Below are 23,327 nucleotides of genomic sequence, written 5' to 3' on the forward strand. Positions count from 1 at the left end.
GCTGATCGCGCCAGCGCCCAGCCGACTGTGGCGCGACCCACGGTCGGAGGGAAGCATGAGCGCTCAGCAACCGGCGGCACGGATGTCCGTCTCGGTGATCGTGATCACGTTGGGACGTCCGCAGCACATCGACGACTGCCTCACCCAGCTCGGGCGTCTGCGCACCGCGCCGGCGCAGATCATCGTGGTGGACGCCTCTCCCGATCGCCGGACGCACGACATCGTCACGCGCGCGCACCCGCACGCGCTCTACGTGCGCAACACCATGGGTCCCGGCACCATGTCGGAGTCCCGCCAGCTCGGACTGGCCGCGGCCGTCGGCGACATCGTCGCGTTCATCGACGACGACGCCCTCGTCCAGGAGGACTGGCTGGACGCCCTGGTCGACGCCTACGAGGCACAGGACGAGGGTGTCGGCGGCGTCGGCGGCCGCGCCGACAACGGCATCGAGGGCGAGGACGCAGAGGGGTGGGACCGCATCGGTCTCCTGCTCCCGAACGGCGAGCTGACCGGGTTCTTCGCCGCGGACCCCGGCAGGCGGGTCGATGTGGATCACATGCTGGGCGCGAACCACTCGTTCCGCCGCCAGGTGCTGCTGCGGCTCGGGGGTATCCGAGGAAACTATCCGGGCACGTGTCTGCGCGAGGAGAGCGATACGTGCCTGCGTGTCCGTCAGGCGGGATACCGGCTCCTGTTCGAGCCTCGCGCGGTGGTGCGGCACGTCGCCGCGCCTTACGCGACCAAAGGGAGGCGATTCGACCACCGCTACCTCTACTACGGGCAGCGCAACCACATGGTGCTGCTCGCACGGGTCTACGGGTGGCGCGATCCGATCCTGCGCCGCTACGTCGCCACGGCAGTCCGGCACCAGGGCGGACGCTTCCGCCTCGCGGGCCGCATCGCCCTGCAGGGGCGCGACGAGAACGACCGGCCCGTCTCGCCGGTCCGCCGTCTCACCGGGCCGCCGCGGCAGATGACCCGGGTCGCAGCCGAGGTCGCGGGCCTGCTTGCGGGACTGGCCGCGGGCGCGACGGGACGCCGCCGCGATCGTGCGGCCGGCGTCGCGACGCCTCCCGTCGCGGGGCGCTGGGGAGCCCGATGAACGGCGCGGGCGAGGGCGGGATCGGCTTCGATGTCGTCATCTGCACGAACCGCTTCACGAGGTACCTGCCGCTCGCGGTGGCGTCCGTCGCGAACCAGACGTACACGGACTGGAACCTGACGGTCATCGACGACGGGTCGGATTCGCCCGACGAGATCGACCGCGTCGTCGAGGGTCTGCCGCGCGCACGTGTCATCCATCAGGACAACCGCGGGCTGCCCGCGGCCCGCAACGCCGCCGTCCGCGCCACGACGGCCAACGTCGTGACGTTCCTCGACGAGGACGACCTCTGGCCTGCGGGACGACTGGAGTCGCAGGCCCTGCTGCTCCAGCGGCGCCCCGGCTCGTGCGCGGTCTTCGGCGACGGGGAGTACATCGACTCCGAAGGCCGCGTGTTCGGGAGCTGGGTGACCCCGGAGGGGTCCCGCGAGGAGTTCCTCGGTGGTCGTGTGCCGCTGCCGCGGATCACGACGCTGGCGATACGTCGCGAGGCCTTCGCTCGGACGGGACTCTTCGACGAGAGCTTCTCGATGGCCGAGGACATCGAATACATTCTCCGCCTCGTGCGCGTGGGCGGCCTCTCCGGAACGGCCACCTCGCTGGTGCAGTACCGGCGACACGATCTCAACATGACGAACGCCTCGCCGGACAGTCTGCGCGCCGGTGCGCGCCGTGCCGTGCAGCAGAACATCGCGCTCGCGGAGGCGCAGGACGCGGCACGGGACGTCGCCCTGCTACGGGAGTACCTGCGGCGAGAGGATCGACGCTGGGCGGCGGATTCGGCGTCGCGCGTCATCCACCTGCTCAAGCAGGGAGGCGCACGACGTGCGGCGGCCGACGCTGTCTCCTCGCTGCGGCTGGCGCCGCTGGACTTCCTCTCCGGTGCGCTCCGCGCGGTCGGCGCCAGAGCCTCCTCCCGGCTCGCGCGGGCGCCGCGGCAGGAGCGGACGTGACCTCGCCGCTGGCCCGCCGCGCCGTGCGGCACGTCCGCTGGCGCCTCGAGCGAGCGCGCCGGATGTGGCAGATCCTGGTGGGACGCGGCGACCGGACGGTCATCATGACGCCGCAGGTCGGCCCCCGCTTCGGCAATCTGCTCTACCTGTGGCTCGCCGCGAGTCGGCGCAGCGCCGAGGGCAGGCCGACCGTGGTGATGTCGTCGCCCGCGATGGACGAGTGGCTGCCCGTGTTCCCCGCGCTGCGTGAGCTCACCGTGGAGCCGACCGACCTCCGCGTCCACGACCGGCGCGAATGGGACGCGACCTACGGTTTCCAGCGCTTCGGGGTCGACTTCACGCGCGACTCGCTGGCTTCGTTCGTCCGCGCCCACCTGGCGGCGCACATCCCGGCGGATCGCTCCGGCCGGCTCGTCGTGAACGTGCGCCGCGGCGATTACTACGCCGAACCCCACCTGCGGGAGCTCTACGGCTTCGATCAGGTCGCATACGTCGCGGCGGCGCTCGATCGCATCGGCGCGGTCGATCGGGCGCTCGTCGTCTCCGACGACGCGGACTGGTGCCGGGAGCACCTCGATCCGGTGCTGCGGCCGAGGGTCGCGGAGATCGAGTACATGGATCCGGATCCGCGGGCCAACTTCCTCGCGGTCGCCGGCGCGAGCCGCATCGTCGGCACGAACTCGACGTTCACCTACTGGGCGGCCTACGTCGCCGACGTCGTCCACGACGATGCCGTCATCGTGATGCCCGGGTTCCACTCCCGCGCGCCGGCGGCGGAGACGGCGTACCAGCTCGATCCCCGTTGGACGATCCTGGACGGGTTCTAGGCGGACGGGCTCAGGAGAGCTCGCCGAGCTCGACGAGTCGTGCGAAGTCGGCGTTGGCGGCGCGCAGCTCGTCGAACGTGCCCCGCGCGTCCACGCGGCCGTCCTTGAGGAAGACGAGGTCGTCGGCGTGACGCACGGTCGACAGCCGGTGGGCCACGATGACGATCGTCAGGCTGCCCTTGAGGCGTGCCAGCGTCTCGGTGATGTCGCGCTCCGTGAGGTTGTCGAGCGCCGAGGTCGCCTCGTCGAGCACGAGCAGGGACGGTCGCCGGTACAGGGCGCGAGCGATGCCGATGCGCTGGCGCTGCCCGCCCGAGATCCTCACGCCGCGCTCGCCCACCTCGGTCTCGATGCCGTCCGGCAGCTCGGCGACGAAGTCCGTGAGCCGGGCCATCGCCAGCACCTCGCGGACCCGGTCGAGGTCGATCTCGTCCGGCGCCAGTCCGAACGCGATGTTCCGGGCGAGCGTGTCGTTGAGGAGGAACACCTCCTGCGGGACCACGCCCAGACCCCCGTACCAGGCCGCACGGTCCGCCTGGATCGACTCGCTGCCGCACAGGATGTCGCCCTGCGTCGGCTCGAGCAGCCCCAGGACCAGGTCGAGCAGCGTGCTCTTGCCGGCACCGCTCGAGCCCACCAGCGCGAAAGTGCGGTTACGCGGGATGGTGAGCGACACGTCGTTCAGGATGAGCTGGTCCGAGTCGGGGTAGCGGAACGACACGTGCTCGATGCGGAGGTCGCCCTCGTACGTCACGTCGCCGCGGGGGACCTCCTGGTGCGAGGGGCTGGCCTCCAGCTCGTCCAGCGCGACGCCGAGGTCGCGCATGCCGATCCGGCCGGAGCGGATCGCCGCGAAGCTGTTCGCGAGCACATTGAGCGTCGGAAGCCCTCGAAGCGCGGCCGCCGAGAACACGCCGAGCACGGCGAGCGCCTCCGCGGGCCCCACGGTCGAGAAGAGCACCAGCGAGATCCCGCCAATGGCGATCACGAACGCCACCTCGAGCGCGAAGCGCGGCAGCTCGCCGATGATCGCCAGCTGGCGGCCGCGGTGCGCGAGCTGAAGCTTGGCGCGTTCGTACCCTTCGGTGAAGATGCGCGCCCGCGAGGACAGACGCGCCTCGCGGAACCCGTCCAACCCGGGGAGGAGGAACTGCCACGCCGTGCGGCTCGTGCGAGCGACCTCTTCGCCGATCCTGGTCTGCAGGCCGCGCAGAGAGCGCTGGATCCCGAACACCGCTCCGGCGAACAGCAGGGCGACGAAGAGCGTGACAAGCGGCGACGCGATAGCCAGCACGACCACGATGCCCACGAGGAAGATCGCGTTCGTCACCAGCGTCAGCATCGAGAAGAGCACGGATCCCGCCAGCGTCGTCGTGTCGTTGATGGCCCAATACACGTCGCTGAGGCGACGCGTGCGGTGTACGGCGTACGGCGACAGCAGGTACCGGCGCAGCAGTTCGGACGCCGCGAGCGCCGAGACCTTGCTCGTGCGGCCGAGCAGCCACCATCGGAAGGCGAGGGTGACGATGCTCTTGAGGATGAAGGCGACGGCCATGCCCCCGGCGATGGCCGGGATGAGCACGGAGGGCGAATCGGTTCCCAGGAGCCCCGAGATGACGGGCAGCACGCCGCTGTCCGTCCCGACGCCGCTGAGGAGCTGCGTGAGGGGGATCATCGCCGCCACACCGAGGCCGTCCAGGAGGGCCAACGCCAGCGACGCCAGGATCGTCCCCAGCACCCACCGCCGCGGCTGCGTCCCGGTGAGTCTCAGCATCCGTCCTGCTTGGGCGAGGAGGCGCTGGTCTCCTGCCGTGCTGAGCTGGGGTGCGCGTGCGGCTTCCGAATACATGGGTCTCCCGTGGCCTGGGCGGTGCCTGGTCGGCTCCGTCACAGCCCTATGAGCACCGCGCGAGCATTCTGAGACATCGGATCTCGCGGATCCGCAGCGCGCGGCGCGCCGATCCTGCCAGCCCCTACGATGACCCCATGTCCACCACTCAGGTCCCGCGGTCCCGGGGAGACGCACCGCACGGGCAGAGCGTCGCGCGCTCATGAGGCGGCTCGTGATCGCGACGACGGCGACCGCGATGCCCATGGGCGCGCAGGTCTACCAGGAGGAGATCGCCGCGCGCGCGCAGCGCGCCCTGGATGACGTCGGCGGGTCCTGGCGCGTCGATCGGATGATCGCCCGGTCGCTGCGGTCGCGACTGCCGGGCACCGCGCGCATCCCCGTGGGCTGGCTCGCGCGTGCGGGGTACCGGGAGCGCCGGGCTCTCGGTCGTGTGCTCTATCCCGGGGCTGCGCTCGTCCATCGCATGGAGCTGGGCCTGCCGCCCGCTGCCGGCGAGGTGCTGACGATGCACGATGTCGTCGCGTGGCGGTTCCCCGACGAGGGAACGCCCCCCGCCTCGGCGCGCGTCGAACTGCGCGAGGCCGCCGCCGTGGTCTGCGTCTCGCGTCACACCGCGGCCGACGTCGCCGAGCTGTTCGGCGTCGAGCGGCTGCATGTCGTCACGCTCGGCGTGGACGAGCGCTTCCGCGCGGCCGAGCCGCTGGCGCCGGCCGAGCGGGAGACGCTCGGCATCCGCGGCCGGTACGTGCTGCATGCCGGCGGCGCGACGCGGCGCAAGAACCTGGAGGGGCTCGCGGGGGCCTGGGAGCGGGTCCACGACGCCGTCCCCGACGTATCGCTCGTGCTCGCCGGGCCCGCGCACGCGCGGCGCGACGATCTCTTCCGCGCGCTGCCGCGGGCGCTGCGGGTCGGACGACTGCCCGATGCGCAGCTGACGGGGCTGCTCGCGGGGGCCGAGGCGGTCGTCGTGCCGTCGCTCTACGAGGGGTTCGGCCTGCCCGTCCTCGAGGCTATGGCCGCGGGGGTGCCGGTCGTCGCGGCCCGGACGAGCTCTCTGCCCGAGGTGGCGGGCGGCGCCGCGACGCTCGTGGACCCCACGCCCCAGGCGATCGCCGAGGGCATCCGCCACGTGCTCTCCGGCGCCTTCGACCGTGAAGGCGCGATCGCCGCGGGACGGGCGCGTGCGAGCGGCTTCACCTGGGAGCGCAGTGCGCGGGAGCATGCCACGGTCTGGGCCGCCGCCGACAGCTGAGACCGTGGATGCCGCACGCGTGGCCCGTCCCTATCATGGCGCTATGACGACCGGGGGATCTCCGTCTCGCGCGAGAGACCTGTCTCGGGCGAAGACCGCCCTCGCCTGGATGGTGGGCGGCGCCGTGGTCGTCGTCGTGGGCGTCGTGCTCGGCGTCCTCACGGCACGCGATCCGGCGCTCGGCATCGTCGTCGCCGCCGGCATCGTGATCCTCGGCATCGCGATCGCGGATCTCTCGCTCGTGGTCGTGGCGGCGGTCCCGGCTACGCTCGTCCTGCTGCGCGTGGGCGGTCTGCTCAGCATCAGCGACCTCGTGCTCGCGGGGTCCACGGTCGGCGCTTTCCTGTTGCTGCGCGGCCGCGATGTGCGCGGTCTGCAGCCGCTGCTGTGGGCGGGCACCGTCTACCTCGCCGCGGCGATTCCCGTCCAGATCCTGCACCCTTACTCGGACAACGTGCTCGAGTGGCTGCACGAGCTGGTGCTCGTGGTGGGGAGCATGGTCGTCGGCTTCGCGATCGGTCGTGAGGGTCGGGCGCGCAGGGCGCTGTCGGCCTACCTGATCGCGTGCTCGGGGATCGGCGGCTGGGCGGCGGTCGTGGCCGGGCTGGCCTTCGTCCGGACGGGCGCGTTCGAGGCCGTCTACTTGCCGGGGCTGCACAAGAACACGATCGGCGGGATGCTCGCGGTAGCGGTCGTGATCGCCTTCGCGCGCCCCGTCTGGGCGGGCTGGACCCGGGGGTGGGCGTACACGGCGCTCGCGCTGTGCGGCCTCGGCGTGCTCGCGGCGCAGTCACGCCAGGGGCTCGTGGGCGCGATCGTCGGCATGCTCTTCATCGCCATCCGGCCGCGTCCGCAGACCGGCAGGCATTCCCGATGGGTGTGGCTCGCGGTCATCCCGGTCGGCGCCTACGTGCTGAGCGAGGTGAACGCGCAGCTGGCATCCGACAACCGGTTCAACTCCGCCCACCAGCGGCTCACCTGGTACGACGACGCGCTGCAGGTCTGGCAGGAGTCGCCGATCTTCGGCGTCGGGCTGCGGTGGTGGTACACCGACCGGTTCGAGGCGCGCTTCCAGCCTCCGAACGCCGAACTGGAGGTGCTGACGTCCGTCGGCGTCGTGGGCCTCATCGCGTTCCTGGTGATGTTCGCGGTCGCGCTGCGGTTCCTGATCCGGATGGATCCCGTGTACGGCACGGTCGGCGCGGCCGTGGTGCTGACGCGGTTCGCGCAGGCGCAGTTCGACCTCTACTGGGTCGCGGGGCAGGCATCGCTGCTCTGGATCGTCGCCGGCATCTGCTGCGGGGTGCAGGCGCGCGACCGCGCCGCGGCCGAGGCGGCGATGGATCCGCGACACGGGCCCACGCTGCGCCACCGCCCGACGGTGCGCACGTGATGGACGTGCACCACGTGATCACGCCCGGGGATCACTACTCGCCCCGCACCGGATCGGCGATCCCGACGGTCGTCCACGGGCTCGCGTCGGGCGCGCGCACGGCGGGCGATGCCGGGCGCTATCCGCAGCGGGTCGTCCTGCAGGCGGACACGTTCCGCCCGCGCTACGACTCGGCCGACCTCCTCGAGTACGACGGGGTGCCCGCCCCGGGGCGCCGAGAGTGGTACGCGGATGTCCTGCGCGGGCGGATGGGGCTGGCCCGGCGCGGGGCGGAGCGCTACTTCGCCCCGGCGGTCGCCCGCCTGCGGCGCGAGGCGCCCGGCCTCGTGCTTGCCCACAACGCTCCGATCGTCCCGTGGCTGCTGAGCGACAGCGCCCACCGGTCCGTGCTGTACGCGCACAACGACCTGCTGCGCAGCTACTCCCGCGCCGAGGCGACGCGCATCGTGGGGGCGGCGGACCGCGTCGTGTGCGTGAGCGAGGCCCTCGCCGCCCAGATGCGCGCGCACCTGCCGAGGACGCTGCACGACCGCGTCCGGGTCGTCGGCAACGGGATCGACACGGCGGCCTTCTCACCGGCGGCGGAACGGCTTCCCGGTCCGCCGCGCGTGATGTTCCTCGGCCGCGCCATCCCCGAGAAGGGCGCGGACATCCTGCTCGCCGCGGCGGCGCGGATCCGTCGCGAGGACGTCGAGTACGTGATCGTCGGCAGCCGCGGCTTCGACTCCGGGGCGGCGCTCTCGCCGTACGAGAACCGGCTGCGGGAGCTGGCCGCACGCGTGCCCGGCACCGTGCGCTTCGAGCCGTTCGTCGCGCGCGCCGAGCTGCCGGCGCTGCTGCGCACCGCCGACGTGCTGGTGCTGCCCTCGCGCTGGCCGGAGCCCTGGGCGCTCACGGTGGGCGAGGGGCTCGCGACCGGCCTGCCCGTGATCGCCGCGCGACGCGGCGGCATCCCCGAGGCGCTCGGGGATGCCGGCATCCTGTTCGACCCGGATCGCCCCGCGGAGCTCGCCGACGCGATCGCCGCGCTCGTGGAGGATCCCGCGCGTCGCCGGGCGCTGGGCGGACAGGCGAGGCGCAGCGCGCTGGCGCGGGACTGGACCTGGGCGTGGTCTCACCTCGCGGCCGTGCTCGACGAGCTCGCGGACCGGACCGGCTGATCCGCGCGACGTTTCGACCGGGATCCGCCGCCGGATGTATCCCCCGCGCGGGAATGCACTCCAGGAGGTGATGAGCAACGACGGGGGCGGGGATCGAGTGGCACGGGTTCTGAGGGTCGCGCATCACGGCGTGGTCGACGCGTGGCGCGAGCGCGAGCGCGTGCTGCGGGCGCGCGGTCACGACATCCGCCTCCTCTCGGCGCGGCGATGGAACGAGGGCGGGCGCGACCTCGTCCTCGCGCCCGGATCCGACACGTTCGTGGAGGGCGTGCGCACGATCGGCTCCCACCCGAACGGCTTCCTGTTCGACCCGCGACCCCTCTGGCGGGCGCTGGGCGAGCCCGTCGACCTCATCGACCTGCACGAGGAGCCGTTCGCGCTCGCGACCGCCGAGATCCTGCTGCTGCGCCGGCTCCGCCGCAACCGGGCGCCCTACGTCCTGTACTCCGCGCAGAACATCGACAAGCGCTATCCGGTGCCGATCCGGTGGTTCGAACGGTGGGCGCTGCGGGGCGCCGCCGGGGCCTCGGTCTGCAACCGCGAGGCGGGCGACATCCTCGTGCGCAAGGGCCTGCGGGGCGCCGCGCGGCTCGTCCCCCTCGGCGTCGACCTGTCGACCTTCCACCCCGACGCGCGTCCCGCCGTGCGGGAGCGCCCGGTGGTCGGCTACGTCGGGCGGCTCGAATCCCACAAGGGCGTCGACGTCCTGCTGCGCGCCGCCGCGGAGCGGCCGGCGTGGCGCGTCGAGATCACGGGCGATGGACCGGATCGCACCGAGCTCGTCGCGCTCGCCGCCCGACTCGGCATCGCGGACCGGGTGTCCTTCCTCGGATTCGCGGAGGGCGCCGAGCTCGCGGCGCGGTACCGGAGGCTCGACGCGCTGGCGGTGCCGTCCGTGCCGACGCCGGGCTGGCTTGAGCAGTTCTGCCGCGTGGCCGTCGAGGCGATGGCCTCGGGCGTGCCGGTCGTCGCGAGCCGCACGGGCGCGATCCCGGATGTGGTGGCCGATGCCGGAGTGCTGGTCGAGCCCGGTGATCCCGGGGCGCTCGCCGCCGGCCTCGACGAGGCGCTCGCCCCCGACACGTGGTCGCGCCTGCGCGCGCGGGGACTCGCACACGCGACGGACTTCACGTGGGAGCGGGTCGGGGCGCTCCACGACGAGCTCTACGCCGTCGCCGCGCCGGCGGCCGACGCGGGCGCGGCACGAGCTCCGCAGGTCGTCGCGGTGGCGTACGGCGACCCGGGCCTGCTCGACGGTGCGCTCGCCGAACTGGGCGGCGGCTTCCCACTCACGATCGTGGACAACTCCTCCTCGACGCAGACCCGCGCGGTCGCGGAGCGGCACGGCGCGCTCTATCTCGACCCGGGGCGCAATCTCGGCTTCGGCGCGGGGGTCAACGTCGCACTGCGCTCGCTTGCCGAGCGCGGTCTGACGGGCGACGACGTGCTGCTGCTGAACCCCGACGCCCGTATCGATGCCGCGGGCGTCGAGCGCCTGCACGGCGCCCTGCACGCGCGTGCGCGGCTCGCGGCGGTCGGCGCGGCGCAGACCGATCCGGCCTCGGGCGCACCCGTGCGGGTGTGGTGGCCGTTCCCGCACCCGCTGCGCGCCTGGGTGGAGGCCGTGGGACTGGGGCGGCTCAACCGTGCGAAGGGCTTCGCGATCGGGTCCATCCTGCTGCTGCGCGCCGAGGCCGTCGCCGACGTCGGCCTGTTCGACGAGCGCTTCTTCCTCTACGCGGAGGAGGTGGACTGGCAGAAGCGCGCCCGCGACCGCGGATGGGGGATCGACGTCGCGGAGGTCAGATCGACCCACATCGGCGCCGCGACGAGCAGCGACGACTCGCGCCGGGACCTGCTGTTCCACGCGAGCGCCGAGAAGTACATCCGCAAGCACTTCGGGACCGTCGGATGGCAGGTCTACCGGCTCGCGCTGATCGCGGGCTCCGCCGTGCGCGGCGTCGTGCTGCCGGGAGTGCGCGGCGCGGCGGCGCGTCGGCGTCGCGCCCTGTACGCGCACGGGCCCGTCGCGACGCTCGGCGAGGCCGGATGATGCGCCCCCACGTCGTGCACCTCGTGTGCTCGGCGGCCTTCGCGGGCGTGGAGCGCTACGTTCTGAGCGCCGCCCGCCAGCAGGCCGACCGGGGCCTGCGGGTGAGCGTGATCGGCGGCGATCCCGCCGTGTTCCCGGCCGCGCTGGAATCGATCGGCGCGCGGTGGCTGCCGGGCGCGACCCGGGCGGCGGCCGCCCGCGCGCTGCGGAGCATCCCGGATGCCGGCATCATCAACAGCCACATGACGGATGCGGACATCGTCGCGGGTCTCGTCGCCCGCCGCGGTGCGTCGCTCGTGAGCACCCGGCACTTCGCCGCCCGCCGCGGCAGCACGGCGCCCAACCGCGTCATCGCGGGGGCCGTGGCGAGCAGGGTGCGCGCGCAGATCGCGATCTCGCACTACGTCGCCGCGCACGTCGAGGGCGACAGCGAGGTCATCCACACGGGTGTCGAGGACCGCGAGCCGTCCGCGGCGCCACGCGAGCGGCTCGTGCTCGTGGCGCAGCGGCTGGAGAGCGAGAAGCACACCGCCGACGTGCTGCACGCGTGGGCCCGCACGAGCGCGCGCGGCGCGGGGTGGCGGCTCGCGATCGCGGGTGACGGCTCGGAGCGGCCGGCGCTCGAACGCCTGGCGCAGGAGGTCGGCGTGGCCGCCACGGTCGACTTCCTCGGCTTCGTGCGCGACGTCTCCGCGCTGTACGACCGGGCGTCGCTGCTCGTGGCGCCCACGCCGCGCGAGGGTCTGGGACTCTCGGTGGTCGAGGCGATGGCGCATGCCCTGCCCGTCGTAGCGTCGGACGCCGGCGGGCACCGCGAGACCGTGGGCGGCGTCGCCGGCGCGGCCCTGTTCCCGCCGGAGGATGCGGCGGCCTTGGCCGCCCGGATCGACGCGCTGGCGTCCGACGGCGATCGACGGTCCGCGTACGGCGAGGCGCTGCGGGCCCGGCAGCGGGCGGAGTTCACGTTCCGCCGTCAGACCGACCGCACCATCGACCTCTACGAGCGTCTCCTGTGACGCGGCCTCTCGTCGTCGTCTCGCTGGAGCCGTGGGACGACGTGTGGCGCCGCAACCAGTACCTGATCGACGGCCTGCTGCGGCGCGACGACGACAGATCCGTGCTGTTCGTGGAGCCGCCCTCCGACCCGCTCCACGACGTGCGCTCCCGTCGCCGGCCGCGGCCCGCGACGGGCTTCCGGGACGCCGCCGGGCACGGTGGCCGGCTGCGCCTGCTTGAGCCGGTCAAGGCGCTTCCGCGCGCCGCCGGCCCGCTCGCCGACCGCCTCCTGCACGGCCAGGTCCGCCGCGCCGTCGCGCGGCTCGGCTGGCGGGAGCCGATCCTGTGGCTCAACGATCCGCGCTGGTGGCGCCTCGCGGAGCGCACCGGATGGGACGCGGTGTACGACATCACGGACGACTGGACGCGCGCGGAGCGGGCACCCCGCGAGCACGCCCGCCTGGTCGAGGGGGATGCGGAGCTGCTGAGCCGCAGCCGGCGGGTCGTGGTGTGCTCGCCGGGGCTGGCCGAGAGCAAGGCCGGGGCGCATCCGGTGCTCATCCCCAACGCCGTCGACGTGGAGCGCTACCGCCGCCCGCTGCCGCGCCCGGACGACCTGCCGGCGGATCCGGTCGCGGTCTACGTCGGCACGCTGCACGAGGACCGGCTCGACGTGCCGCTGCTGACGCGGATCGGCCCCCGGGTCGCGGAGGCGGGGGGCGCGATCGCGCTCGTCGGACCGGATGCGCTCTCTCGCGCGCACAGCGAGGCGCTGCGCGCGACGCCGGGCATCCGGCTCCTCGGCCCCCGACCATGGGCGGCGATCCCCGCGTATCTGCAGCACGCGCATGCGCTGGCCGTGCCGCACGTCGTCTCGCCCTTCACCGACAGCCTCGACCCGATCAAGGCGTACGAGTACCTCGCGGTCGGTCGCCCGATCGTCTCGACGCCCGTCGCGGGCTTCCGGGAGCGCGCCGGGACGCCGGGCACGGTGATCGCGGACGCCGCCGGCTTCGGCGACGCGCTCGTGCGCACGCTCGGGGCGCCGTCCGCGCGCTCGTCGCCCGCCGTGCCGGACTGGTCGGAACGCGTCGCCGACTACGACGCGCTGCTGCGGGGGATCGGCTCGCCGGCGGCCCCCCCAGCGTAGAGCCAGGCGACGAGCGCCTCGGCATGCGGCTCGAGCTCGTCCGCCAGGCGCCGCCACGCCCGCTTCGGCCCCGTGAGCGGATCGGGGGTGTCGTCCTCGTCCGGCCCGAACAGCCGGACTCGCGCGTCGCCCGAGGCGGCCTCGTCGAGCCAGGGGCCGAGCGGCAGGGCAGGCGGGACGGGGAGGCCGTCGCGCCGGCGATCGAACTGCCGCACGGTGAAGACGCGCGCCCGCATCCCCGGGTGCGCGGCGACCAGCTCTCGCGAGAGGCCGCGCTCCATCGTCAGGATGAGGTCGAACCCGTCCACGTCGATGGCGCTCAGCGATGCGCTGCGATGGCCGGCGAGATCCAGCCCCCGCTCGCGCGCGACTGCGACGCCGTTGCGCGGTGTCGGATGCCCGCCCTCCAGGACCCCGGCGGACGCGACGGAAAGGGGCAGGGAGCCCGCCGCGCGGCGGAGGATCTGCTCGGCGAAGGGCGAGCGGCAGCGGTTCGCGGTGCACACGTACAGCACGCGGACCGGCGCGGTCTCGCGCGGGGAGCGGCCCGTCTGCTGCGGCATGCCTCGTCAGCGCGCGTCGGTGTCGGCCGGATCGGCGCCGGCGTCCTCGGCGGCCCCATCGGGAGCAGGCTCCGGACGCCCCGTACGGCGCGGACCCGAAGAGTCCCGCGCCGCCGTCTGCGTGTCGCGCTGGTAGGCCGCGTACGAGGCCGGGAGCTTGCGCCGCGAGCGGTTCGCGACGACGCCGAGCACCGTCGCACCGTTCGTCGTGAGCTCGTTCAGGACGGTGGTCATCCGATCCCGCGTCGTGCGGTGCATCGCCGCTATCACGACGACGCCGGACGCATGCGCGGCCAGCAGCGCCGCGTCGGTGAGGGCGAGCGAGGGGGGCGCGTCGATCAGGACGATGTCGGCACTCGCGCCGAGGTGCGTGAGCACGTCGTCCAGCTCGGGCAGTGCCAGCAGGTCGGAGGTGTCGGCATCCGCGGTGCCTGACGGCAGGATGCGCAGTCCCCGCACATCGGTCCCGCGCAGAAGCGCGTCGATCTGCTCGCCGGACGGAGGGCCGTCGTGCTGCGGGGCGTGCCACAGCAGCTCGGCGAGTCCCTCGCCCTCCGCGGCGTCGCCGAAGTAGGTGGCGAGCCCGGGACGTCGCAGATCGCCGCCCACGAGGATCGTGCTCTTGCCGGCGCGCGCCCAGGCGACCGCGAGGCGCGCCGAGATGAACGACTTGCCGTCGCCCGGCTCGACGCTCGTGAGCACGACGATGGCCCGTTCGGGAGGGAGGAGCACCTGCAGGCTCGTGCGCAGCGCGCGGAATCCCTCGTTGAGCGGCGTGGCCGCGCGCGCCGCGACGTGCAGGGGCTCGCGGGACTTCGCGGCCTTCCTGTCGCGCGGGAGCTCGGCGAGCAGCGGTGCGCCGGCGAGCCTCTCGAGCTCGCGGGAGTGACGGATCCTCGTGTCGAACTGGTCGATGATGAGGGCGAGGCCGACGCCCGCGATCAGGCCCGCGGCGAGCGCCGTGGCGATGATGGCGATCGCCGGCGTGCCCTGCCGCTCGCCGTCGCGTGCGGCCTCCGTCACGATAGCCGGCGCGCCGGCGTTGCCGATGGCCGTGAGCTGCGCCGAGAGGGCACTGGCGCGCGCCAGCTCGCCGGAGAGATTCGCGGCGGCGATCATGTCCTCGGAGTCCCGCTGGACCTGATCCTGGTATTCCTTCGCGAGTTCGATGGATCGGTCGTACCGCTCCTGGAGGGTCGCGACGCCGGTCTCGACCTGAGCAGCGAGGTAGGCGGCATAGGCCTCGGCGACGGCGTCGGCGCGCCGGCGGGACGCCCGGGCCGATTCGGCCGACGCGGTGACGATCACCTGGTCGGCGAGCTCGCCCGGCGCGACGTCGTACGACACCTGTCCTTCCAGGACCGCGACAGGTTCTCCCAGAGCACGGGCTGCCTCCTGGAGGACCGGCCGGGAGGTGATGGCCGAGCTGTCGAGGTCGACCTCGACGCTGCCCAGCTGCTCCTGCAGCTGACCGGACGTCGCGACCGCGCTCAGGCGAAGAGTCGTCGTGGACGCGTACTCGGGCGTCTGCTGCGACGTGTAGGCCGCGGAGGCGATCGCGGCGACCAGCACGATCACGACGACCACCCAGCGGCGCTGCCACAGAACGGCGAGAATCTGGCGGAAGGTCACGAGGCTCCTGCATCGACGCGAGACGGGACACGGTCACTGTACTCAGGTGAGAACGTGGTCAGCCTATCCGTCCTCGTGGGTGGGACCGGCAGGCGAGTGCCGACCCGGCTCACGCCCCGGGAGGCCAGGGCAGCGGCCCGCGGGCGCGCTCGAGGTGCGCCGCGAGATACAGGATGAGCGCCTCACCTCCCGGCCGGCCGATGATCTGCACGCTGACGGGATGGCCGTCGGCGGTCATCGGCACCGTCACGGCGGGCAGGCCCGCGACGTTGACGAAGCTGCTGTAGGGCGCGTACTCGCACTGCCGCGCGAAGCTGCGCTCGGGATCGTCCTGCGCGAACCAGCCGACGGGCTGCGGCGGCAGGGCGAGCGCGGGCGTCAGCACGGCGTCGAAGCCGTCGAATGCCGTGATCGTGTCCCGCTCGAACGCGGAGGCCGCCGCGAACGCCGACAGCAGGCGGTCGGACGGCAGCGCCCGCCCCTCGCGGATCAGCCAGGCCGTGATCGGCTCGACCTCGCCGAGCCGATCGTCCGGCACGGGGATGCGCGCCGCGGATGCGCGCCACAGGGTCATGAACATCTCGGCGTAGCCCGACGGCCGCCACCCGGCGTCCTCGATCGCGTGGCCCGCGCCGTCCAGGACGCGGATCGCCTCGTCCAGCGCCGCGCGCGCGGTCGAATCGAGCCGGATGTCCATGGTCTCGTCCCACGGGGACGTCGTGGTGACACCGAGGCGCAGCTGACCCGGCAGCACGCGCGCGGCCTCCGAGAACGGGCCCTCGCCCGGCGCCTGCGTGGCGTAGGGGTGGGGGCCCGCCGCCAGCACGTCCAGCAGCATCGCGGCGTCGTCGGCCGAGCGCGCGAGGGGACCGGCGACCGCGAGGCCGCCGGGCGAGTCCAGGCCGGAGCCGGCGGGCACGCGCCCGCGGGAGGGCTTCAGGCCCACCACGCCGACCGTGGCCGCGGGGATCCGGATCGACCCGCCGCCGTCCGACGCGGGAGCCGCGGGCAGGAGACCCGCCGCCACGGCGACGGCCGCGCCGCCGCTGGAGCCGCCCGCGCCGTTCGCCGGGTCCCAGGGGTCACGCGCCGGCGGCCCGATCCGCGTCTCCGTGAAGCCCGTGAGCCCGAACTCCGGCGTGGCGGTCTTGCCCAGGCTGATCGCGCCCGCCTCGTCCATGACCACGGCGAGCGGATCGGATCGGTCGGGGACGTGATCCGCGTTCACGCGCGAGCCGTAGCGCGTGGGCACACCCGCGCGGGCCGTCAGATCCTTGTCCGCGAAGGGCACGCCCCACAGCGGCGGTGGATCGGCCGGGGGCGCGCCGAGTTCGCGTGCGCGCCGCATCGCGCGGTCGGCCGTGACCTCGACGAACGCGCCGAGGCCCGCCCGCGCCTCGACGCGCGCGAGGAAGTAGGACGTCGCCTCGACCGGCGTGACCTCGCCGTCGCGCAGCGCGGCCGCGAGCGTGCGCAGGCCGAGCTCGTGCAGATCCGTCACGTCAGATCACGTACTCGGGGGCGGTCAGCAGCGCCCTGGAGTCCTCGCCGTCGCGCCGCGGGCGCGCCTTCGCCGGCACGCCGGTGAGCACGCTGTACGGCGGGGCATCGCGCGTCACCACGGCGTTCGCCCCGACGAGGCTGTATGCGCCGACCGTCACCGGGCCCAGGATCTTCGCGCCCGCCCCGACCGCGACACCGTCGCCGATCGTGGGGTGCCGCTTGCCCTTCTCGGTCGAACGGCCGCCGAGCGTCACGCCGTGGTACAGCAGCACGTCGTCGCCCACCTCGGCGGTCTCGCCGATCACCACGCCCATGCCGTGGTCGATGAACAGCCGCCGGCCGATCGTCGCGCCGGGGTGGATCTCGATGCCGGTCAGCGCACGAGCCCCCTGCGAGAGGGCCCGCGCGACGAACCGCGCGCCGTGGATCCACAGCGCGTGCGCGGCGCGATGCGCCCACACCGCGTGCAGCCCCGGGTACAGCAGGGCGATCTCGAGGCCGCCGCGCGCCGCCGGGTCCCGCAGACGGGCGGCGGCGACGTCCTCGCGGATCCGGTCCAGCATCAGTCCTCGCGCAGGTCCTCGAACAGGGCCGTCGTGAGGTATCGCTCGCCCGTGTCGGGCACGATCACGACGATCCGCTTGCCGGCGCTCTCGGGGCGCTTCGCGACCTCGAGCGCGGCCCACACGGCGGCGCCCGACGACATGCCCACGAGCAGGCCCTCCGACGCCGCGAGCTCGCGCGCGACGCGCAGCGCGTCGTCGAACTCGACGGGCACGACCTCGTCGATCACGCCACGATCGAGGATCGCCGGCACGAAGTTCGGGCCGATGCCCTGGATCTTGTGCGGACCGGGACGTCCCTCGCTCAGCACGGGGGAGTCCTTGGGCTCGACGGCGACGACCTGCACGCCCGGCACCTTCTCCTTGAGCACCTGGCCGACGCCCGTGATCGTGCCGCCCGTGCCGATGCCGGCGACGAAGACGTCGACCCGGCCGTCCGTGTCGCGCAGGATCTCCTCGGCCGTCGTGCGGCGGTGGATCTCGGGGTTCGCCTCGTTCTCGAACTGGCGCGCCCAGATGGCGCCCGGCGTCTCGGCGACGATGCGCTTGGCCTCCTCGACCGCGAACGACATGCCCTTGGTCGGGTCCGTCAGCACCAGCTCGGCGCCGAACGCCTTGAGCAGCACACGACGCTCCTTGGACATCGAGGCCGGCATGGTCAGGATGACGCGGTAGCCGCGCGCGGCGCCCACCATGGCGAGCGCGATGCCGGTGTTGCCGCTGGTCGACTCGACGATCGTGCCACCCGGCTGCAGCTCGCCCGACTGCTCCGCCGCGTCCACCAGCGCGATGCCCAGGCGGTCCTTCACGCTCGAGGCGGGGTTGTAGAACTCCAGCTTCGCGAGCACCTCGGCCGAGGTGCCGTCGGTGACCTTGTTGAGCTTCACGAGCGGCGTGTTGCCGAACGCGGTGGTGATGTCGGCGTGGATGCCGGGCATGGCGCTTCTCCTCATCGATGTGGGCGGGGCCGGACGCGACACGGCCGCAGCACCAGCGTAGGCGTCGCGCGGCGGCGGTGTCCCGCGTGTGACGGGATCGACCGGGCGCGGTGTATTCCGGGCCCGGTATCCGGGGGCGGTCCGGTTCCATCCCGCCGCGGGCATCCGGTCGGGATTAGGCTGTGTCCTCATGCGCCGCACCCGAGCGGCCGGACGGAGCCGAAGTGACCACGCTGCACGCCGCAGAGGAGCTGCACGTCTCCCGCGCGCTGCGCGACGCGCTGCGGCGGGCCTCCGAGCGCCTGGCCGGCGCGGGGGTCCCCGATCCCCAGGTCGACGCCGAGCTGCTGCTCGCGCACCTGCGCGACCAGGGCCGCGGCGAGGTGCAGGCGGGCGTCGTCCGCGGCGACGAGCTCACGGCCGAGGAGGCCCTCGCGTACGAGGATCTCGTCGCGCGCCGCGCCGCCCGCGAGCCGCTCCAGCACATCACGGGCATCGCGTACTTCCGCCACCTCGAGCTCGCCGTCGGACCGGGCGTCTTCGTGCCGCGGCCCGAGACCGAGTCGGTCGCGCAGTTCGCGATCGACGCGCTGCGCGCGGCCCCCGTGCCCGAGCCGGTCGGCGTCGACCTCGGCACCGGCAGCGGCGCGATCGCGCTCGCGATGGCCACCGAGGTGCCGCACGCGCGCGTCCACGCCGCGGAGAACTCGCCCTACGCATTCGTCTGGACCAAGGAGAACGTGCGCCGGATCGGCGCGTCGAACCTCCGCCTCGTGTTCGCCGATCTCGCCGTGGCCTTCCCCGAGCTGGACGGCACGGTCGACGTCGTCGTCTCCAACCCGCCGTACGTGCCGGACGACGCGATCCCGCGCGATCCGGAGGTGCGCCTGCACGATCCCCGCGCGGCGCTCTACGGCGGTCCCGACGGCCTCGATGTCGTGCGCGAGCTCAGCCGCGTCGGCACGCGCTTGCTCCGCCCGGGCGGCCTGCTCGTGATCGAGCACGGCGAGCTGCAGGGCCGCGCGATCCGCGACCTGCTCGCCGCCGACGGCTGGCGCGCCGCCGCCACCCACCCCGACCTCACCCTCCGCGACCGCACCACGACCGCGATCCGCCCATAGAGCGACCCCCGAGCGGTGAAACCCCGCGTGTGGGAGCGAGGCGACCGTGCCGCGGATGCGGCCGACCAGCGCGCGGCCCACCTAGTACGCGCCCCTCGGCCGCACGACCGCGCCGACGGTGCGCAGCATGAGCCGCAGATCGCCCGCGAGCGAGCGGTTCTCCACGTAGTGCAGGTCGAGCGCCACGCCGCGTTCCCAGTCGAGGTCGCTGCGCCCGCTCACCTGCCACGGACCGCTGATGCCCGGTCGTACGTACAGCCGCCGCCGCTCGTCCTCGTCGTAGGCCGTGACCTCCGACGGCAGCGCCGGGCGGGGGCCGATCACGCTCATGTCGCCCGTGAGGACGTTCCAGAACTGCGGCAGCTCATCCAGCGAGTACCGCCGCAGCACGCGCCCGACGCGGGTCACGCGGGGATCCCGTTGCAGCTTGAACATGGGCCCCGCCGCCTCGTTCGCGCCGGCGAGAGCCGCGCGTTCGCGTTCGGCCGTCGCGGTCATCGAGCGGAACTTGATCATCGAGAAGATGCGGCCGCCCTCGCCGACGCGATCCTGCCGGAAGAAGACCGGGCCGGGGGAGTCGATCCGGATCGCCACTGCGATCGGCGCGGCCAGGAGCCCGATGGGGACGAGCGCAGCCGTCGCGACGGCGACGTCGACGGCCCGCTTGGCCGCGCGCCGGACGTCGTACACCGGCTGCGTCACGCGCAGCAGCGGCAGACTCCCGCTCCAGTGCACCCGCACACGCGACGCGGCGACGTCCGACAGCCCCGGCCACACGAGCAGCTCCGCCGCCGTGCCCTCCAGGCCCCACGCCAGCCGCCGCAGGAACCCGGGGTCGTCGGGCACCCGGGCGACGATCACGGTGTCGGCGTGCAGCATCGCGGCGGCGTCGACCGCCCGCGCCGCGAGCGCCGTGCCGTCGAGGTGGCCGTCCACCACGCCGTCACCCCAGACGACCGTGCCGCAGACCCGGATGCGCTCGGAGCCGGCGAGCGCCTGCTCGAGCGCGGCGAGCTCGGCTCCCGCGCCGATCAGGATCGCCCGCGCGACGTGCTCGCCGACCCGCAGCCGCGCCGCGAGGCGACGGCGCCACAGCCGCCGGACGGCGGCGAGGGCCAGGAGGCCGAAGGGCGATGCGGCGAGGAGCGGTGCGACGTGCGCGACGTCGAACGGCGACGGACCCGCGCCGTCGAGCAGCACCGCCGCGATCGCGAGCGCACCCATCGCGCCGGCGGTGGCGGTCGCGATCCGTCCGAGCTCGCGACCGGACGGCGTCAGCGGGTCGTGTGAGCGGGACGCCCGCAGGCCCGCCCACCAGACGACCGCGGCGACCATGGCAGCGGCGACGGACGCCGGCTCGCCGCCGGCGACAGCCGCGAGCGTCGCGGTCGCGGCGACCACGACCGTGTCGCCGGCGACCAGCAGGCGACGGTGCGCGGCATCGCGATGCCGACGCCGCGCCAGCGACGACGCTGTCGCCGGCGCGGCGAGTCCGGGAAGCGGGACGACCGCGGCCTCGGGCCGGGCCGCGGTGAGGGGGGAGTGCGGGGCCGAGGCACCGGCGACGACGGGGAGGGACGCGTCGATCGCGGTCATCCGAGGACTCTCCGGCGCGAGATCGCGGGCGCGAGGGTCGGCGGTGCGCTGTGCTCGGTCGTCATGTCATCCCTTCCGCAGGACGCCGCGACGGACCCGTCTCGCACGAGAGCGTGAGGAGGTGCCGGGACAGGCGTCTTCCGATGACCTGAGGAGCGGAGGCGACCGCCGGGTGATACGCGGCAGGCCACGTAGAATCGTGCCGATGTCCTCCCCGCTCTTCGACTGCAGCGACGAGGCCCAGCTGCTCTCCGGCATGCGCCAGGCGCGCCAGGCGATCGGCCGCGGCCACCTCATCGTGATGCCCACCGACACCGTGTACGGCGTGGCGGCCGACGCCTTCAGCGCGCAGGCGGTGCAGCGGCTGCTCGACGCCAAGGGGCGCGGACGCCAGCAGCCGCCGCCCGTGCTGGTGTCCGGCGTCGACGCGATGCGCGCGCTCGTCGAGGAGGTCCCCGAGGCCGTCGAGCGCCTCGTCGAGCGGTTCTGGCCGGGCGGGCTGACCATCGTCCTGCCCGCGCAGCCGTCGCTGTCGTGGGACCTGGGGGAGACCCAGGGCACCGTCGCGGTCCGCATGCCGGATCACCGGATCGCCCTCGAGCTGCTCACCGAGACCGGCCCGCTCGCCGTCTCCAGCGCGAACCTCACCGGGCGGCCGGCGGCCGTGATCGGCGACGACGCCCGCGCCATGCTGGGCGACAGCGTCGCGGTCTACCTCGACGACGGCCCGTCGCGCACTGGCGTCGCTTCCACCATCGTCGATGCGACCGCCCTGGTCGGCCCCCGCGAGGACGAGCCGCGCGTGCGGATCCTGCGGGAGGGCGCCGTGTCCCGCGACGAGCTGCGCGAGGTCCTGGGAGACCTCCTCGAGGTCCCGGACGACGCGGATCCGGACGACCACGCGCACAGCGGGCCCGCGTGAGGCAGTACCTCTTCACGATCCTGCTGACGGCGGCGCTCACGACGGCGCTGGCCTGGGCGGTGTGGCGCCTCAGCATGCGCTACAAGCTGTACCCCGGGATCCGCGAGCGCGACGTGCACAAGACGCCGACGCCGCGCCTGGGCGGGATCGCGATGTTCCTCGGCATCGTGATCGCGATCCTGGTCTCCGCGCCCAATCCGTTCTTCCAGATCTTCTGGGGTGACCCGCGCGCCGTATGGGCCATCCTGGGCGCGTCGCTGCTGATCGTGCTGGTGGGCGTCGCGGACGACCTGTGGGACCTCGACTGGACGATCAAGCTCGGCGCCCAGTTCCTGGCCGCGGGGATCATCGCGGTCGGCGGTGGCCTGCAGATCTACGCGCTGCCGATCGGCGGCATGACGCTCGTGTCCAGCTGGACCAGCATCGTGCTGACGATGTTCTCGATCGTGATCGTGATGAACGCGGTCAACTTCATCGACGGGCTCGACGGGCTCGTCGCGGGCGTCTGCCTCATCGCCAACGGCGTGTTCTTCGTGTACTCGTACATGCTCACGCGCGACACCCTGACCACGAACTCGAGCCTCGCGACCTTCCTTGCCGCGGCGATGGTCGGCGCGTGCGCCGGGTTCCTGGTGCTCAACTGGAAGCCCGCGAAGCTGTTCATGGGCGACGCCGGCGCCCTGCTGCTCGGCCTGCTGATGGCGACCTCGACCATCGTCGTGACGAGCCAGCTGCCGCCGTCGCTGCTCGATCCGGTCGAGGGCATCGGGCGCTCGCAGCTGTTCGGCGCGTTCCTGCCCACGCTGCTCCCGCTCGTGGTCGTGCTGCTGCCCCTGGCCGACTTCGGTCTCGCGGTGCTGCGCCGCACGAGCGCCGGCAAGTCGCCGTTCGCGCCCGACCGCAAGCACCTGCACCACCGCATGCTCGACCTCGGCCACTCGGATCGGGACGCCGTGCTGATCTTCTACGCGTGGACCGCCGTGATCTCGCTCGCCGTGCTGCTGATGTACCTCGCCACGCGCGAGGACTGGTACGGCCAGTACTGGATCGGCGTGGTCTTCGGCGTGATCGGCGTCGCCGCCTGCCTCGTCCTGACCCTGATGCCCACCCGCCGCACGCTCGGCGCGCCCGAAGCACCGACCCCCGCCGCCCAGGAGGCCTGAATGTCCCGCCCGGATCCCACGTCCATCTCCAGCACGCCGGTGCTGCGCACCGCCCTCATCTGGGGCGCCGTCGCGACGGTCGTCGTGGCGGTCGTCGGCGGAGGCATCGGCTTCGCGGTCGCCGGCGCTGACGGGGCCTTCAGCGCGCTGGCCGGCGCGGCGATCGCGGCCGTGTTCATGCTGCTGACGGCGGTGAGCATCCTGATCGCCAACCGCTGGTTCGGCGACGCGCTGTACGTGCCGATCTTCTTCGGCATCGTGCTCGGCGGATGGCTGCTCAAGCTCGTCCTGTTCATCGTCGCGCTGCTCCTGCTGCGCGGGCAGCCCTGGATCGTGCCCGGCGTCTTCTTCGTCTCGCTCGTCGTCAGCGTGGTCGCCTCGCTCGCGATCGACGGCATCGCCATGCTCCGCTCTCGCGCGCCGTACGTCGACGTGAAGCTGCCGGGGGAGGACGCCCCCGACGAGACCGCGTCGGGCCGCTGAGCGGGTTTTCGACGCGGCGTAGAAGCGCCCGAAACTTTGATAGGCTGGGCGTGTTCCTGCCGATTCCCCCGCGGATGCCGATGGCGACATCGGGACGGCAGATGA

General features: G+C 73.6%; 20 protein-coding genes. 13 read left to right on the forward strand and 7 right to left on the reverse strand.

What is annotated here, in order from left to right:
- Positions 1-55: 55 nt before the first annotated feature.
- From AAD528_RS12450 to AAD528_RS12460, 3 genes are read left to right on the forward strand one after another with little or no spacing between them, the layout of a single operon-like run.
- Positions 56-1,102 carry a glycosyltransferase family 2 protein gene (locus AAD528_RS12450; protein WP_345752399.1) on the forward strand — a complete coding sequence of 349 codons (1,047 nt, stop codon included), beginning with the start codon at positions 56-58 and terminating at the stop codon, positions 1,100-1,102.
- Positions 1,099-2,055 (forward strand): glycosyltransferase family 2 protein, encoded by a 957-nt coding sequence (locus AAD528_RS12455; protein ID WP_345752400.1) that lies wholly within the window; start codon positions 1,099-1,101, stop codon positions 2,053-2,055. The genes AAD528_RS12450 and AAD528_RS12455 overlap by 4 nt, the downstream gene beginning before the upstream one ends.
- A complete protein-coding gene (locus AAD528_RS12460; protein ID WP_345752401.1) occupies positions 2,052-2,882 on the forward strand; it encodes an alpha-1,2-fucosyltransferase in 831 nt (276 codons plus the stop codon). Before AAD528_RS12455 ends, AAD528_RS12460 begins: the two co-directional genes overlap by 4 nt.
- Positions 2,883-2,892: 10 nt before the next feature.
- Here AAD528_RS12460 and AAD528_RS12465 read toward each other — a convergent pair whose 3' ends face one another.
- Complete coding sequence (locus AAD528_RS12465) at positions 2,893-4,656, reverse strand: ABC transporter ATP-binding protein (protein ID WP_345752402.1); 1,764 nt, start codon at positions 4,654-4,656, stop codon at positions 2,893-2,895.
- A 277-nt stretch (positions 4,657-4,933) separates the two neighbouring features.
- On the opposite strand from AAD528_RS12465, the gene AAD528_RS12470 reads away from it, so the two are divergent.
- From AAD528_RS12470 to AAD528_RS12495, 6 genes are all read left to right on the forward strand, one after another.
- Positions 4,934-5,986, forward strand: coding sequence for a glycosyltransferase family 4 protein (locus AAD528_RS12470; protein ID WP_345752403.1), 1,053 nt, complete (start codon positions 4,934-4,936; stop codon positions 5,984-5,986).
- 43 nt (positions 5,987-6,029) lie between these two features.
- A complete protein-coding gene (locus AAD528_RS12475; protein WP_345752404.1) occupies positions 6,030-7,379 on the forward strand; it encodes an O-antigen ligase family protein in 1,350 nt (449 codons plus the stop codon).
- The gene (locus AAD528_RS12480) at positions 7,379-8,539 is read left to right on the forward strand and encodes a glycosyltransferase family 4 protein (RefSeq protein WP_345752458.1); all 1,161 of its coding nucleotides are present in this window, start codon (positions 7,379-7,381) and stop codon (positions 8,537-8,539) included. Before AAD528_RS12475 ends, AAD528_RS12480 begins: the two co-directional genes overlap by 1 nt.
- A gap of 130 nt (positions 8,540-8,669) precedes the next feature.
- Positions 8,670-10,592 (forward strand): glycosyltransferase, encoded by a 1,923-nt coding sequence (locus tag AAD528_RS12485; protein ID WP_345752405.1) that lies wholly within the window; start codon positions 8,670-8,672, stop codon positions 10,590-10,592.
- Positions 10,589-11,608, forward strand: coding sequence for a glycosyltransferase family 4 protein (locus AAD528_RS12490; RefSeq protein ID WP_345752406.1), 1,020 nt, complete (start codon positions 10,589-10,591; stop codon positions 11,606-11,608). Before AAD528_RS12485 ends, AAD528_RS12490 begins: the two co-directional genes overlap by 4 nt.
- Positions 11,605-12,738: a glycosyltransferase gene (locus tag AAD528_RS12495; protein WP_345752407.1), complete on the forward strand. Its 1,134-nt coding sequence runs from the start codon at positions 11,605-11,607 to the stop codon at positions 12,736-12,738. Before AAD528_RS12490 ends, AAD528_RS12495 begins: the two co-directional genes overlap by 4 nt.
- Here the strand turns inward: AAD528_RS12495 and AAD528_RS12500 are convergent.
- The 5 genes from AAD528_RS12500 to cysK form a co-directional block, all read right to left on the reverse strand.
- Entirely contained in the window at positions 12,687-13,301 is a 615-nt protein-coding gene (locus AAD528_RS12500; RefSeq protein WP_345752408.1) for an arsenate reductase/protein-tyrosine-phosphatase family protein, read from the reverse strand. The genes AAD528_RS12495 and AAD528_RS12500 overlap by 52 nt on opposite strands.
- 6 nt (positions 13,302-13,307) lie before the next feature.
- Complete coding sequence (locus AAD528_RS12505; protein WP_345752409.1) at positions 13,308-14,933, reverse strand: polysaccharide biosynthesis tyrosine autokinase; 1,626 nt, start codon at positions 14,931-14,933, stop codon at positions 13,308-13,310.
- 109 nt (positions 14,934-15,042) lie between these two features.
- Positions 15,043-16,434: an amidase gene (locus tag AAD528_RS12510; protein WP_345752410.1), complete on the reverse strand. Its 1,392-nt coding sequence runs from the start codon at positions 16,432-16,434 to the stop codon at positions 15,043-15,045.
- A 1-nt stretch (position 16,435) separates the two neighbouring features.
- Positions 16,436-16,999, reverse strand: coding sequence for a serine O-acetyltransferase EpsC (epsC, locus tag AAD528_RS12515; RefSeq protein ID WP_345752411.1), 564 nt, complete (start codon positions 16,997-16,999; stop codon positions 16,436-16,438).
- Entirely contained in the window at positions 16,999-17,937 is a 939-nt protein-coding gene (gene cysK / locus AAD528_RS12520) for a cysteine synthase A (protein ID WP_345752412.1), read from the reverse strand. Before cysK ends, epsC begins: the two co-directional genes overlap by 1 nt.
- A gap of 251 nt (positions 17,938-18,188) precedes the next feature.
- Between cysK and prmC the strand changes: the two genes are divergently transcribed.
- Entirely contained in the window at positions 18,189-19,058 is an 870-nt protein-coding gene (gene prmC, locus AAD528_RS12525) for a peptide chain release factor N(5)-glutamine methyltransferase (RefSeq protein WP_375339621.1), read from the forward strand.
- A gap of 81 nt (positions 19,059-19,139) precedes the next feature.
- On the opposite strand, the gene AAD528_RS12530 is transcribed toward prmC, so the two are convergent.
- Positions 19,140-20,654: an exopolysaccharide biosynthesis polyprenyl glycosylphosphotransferase gene (locus AAD528_RS12530; RefSeq protein ID WP_345752413.1), complete on the reverse strand. Its 1,515-nt coding sequence runs from the start codon at positions 20,652-20,654 to the stop codon at positions 19,140-19,142.
- A gap of 205 nt (positions 20,655-20,859) precedes the next feature.
- On the opposite strand from AAD528_RS12530, the gene AAD528_RS12535 reads away from it, so the two are divergent.
- The 3 genes from AAD528_RS12535 to AAD528_RS12545 are packed head-to-tail and all read left to right on the forward strand — an operon-like array spanning position 20,860 to position 23,222.
- Positions 20,860-21,576: an L-threonylcarbamoyladenylate synthase gene (locus AAD528_RS12535; RefSeq protein WP_345752414.1), complete on the forward strand. Its 717-nt coding sequence runs from the start codon at positions 20,860-20,862 to the stop codon at positions 21,574-21,576.
- On the forward strand, positions 21,573-22,739 hold the full coding sequence (locus AAD528_RS12540) for an MraY family glycosyltransferase (protein ID WP_345752415.1): 1,167 nt from the start codon (positions 21,573-21,575) through the stop codon (positions 22,737-22,739). The genes AAD528_RS12535 and AAD528_RS12540 overlap by 4 nt, the downstream gene beginning before the upstream one ends.
- The gene (locus AAD528_RS12545; protein WP_345752416.1) at positions 22,740-23,222 is read left to right on the forward strand and encodes a Cg1360 family ATP-synthase-associated protein; all 483 of its coding nucleotides are present in this window, start codon (positions 22,740-22,742) and stop codon (positions 23,220-23,222) included. It begins immediately after the preceding gene.
- Positions 23,223-23,327 lie beyond the last annotated feature (105 nt).

The sequence above is a fragment of the Microbacterium rhizophilum genome, from assembly GCF_039605615.1.
In the GTDB taxonomy this organism is placed as follows: Bacteria; Actinomycetota; Actinomycetes; order Actinomycetales; family Microbacteriaceae; genus Microbacterium; species Microbacterium rhizophilus.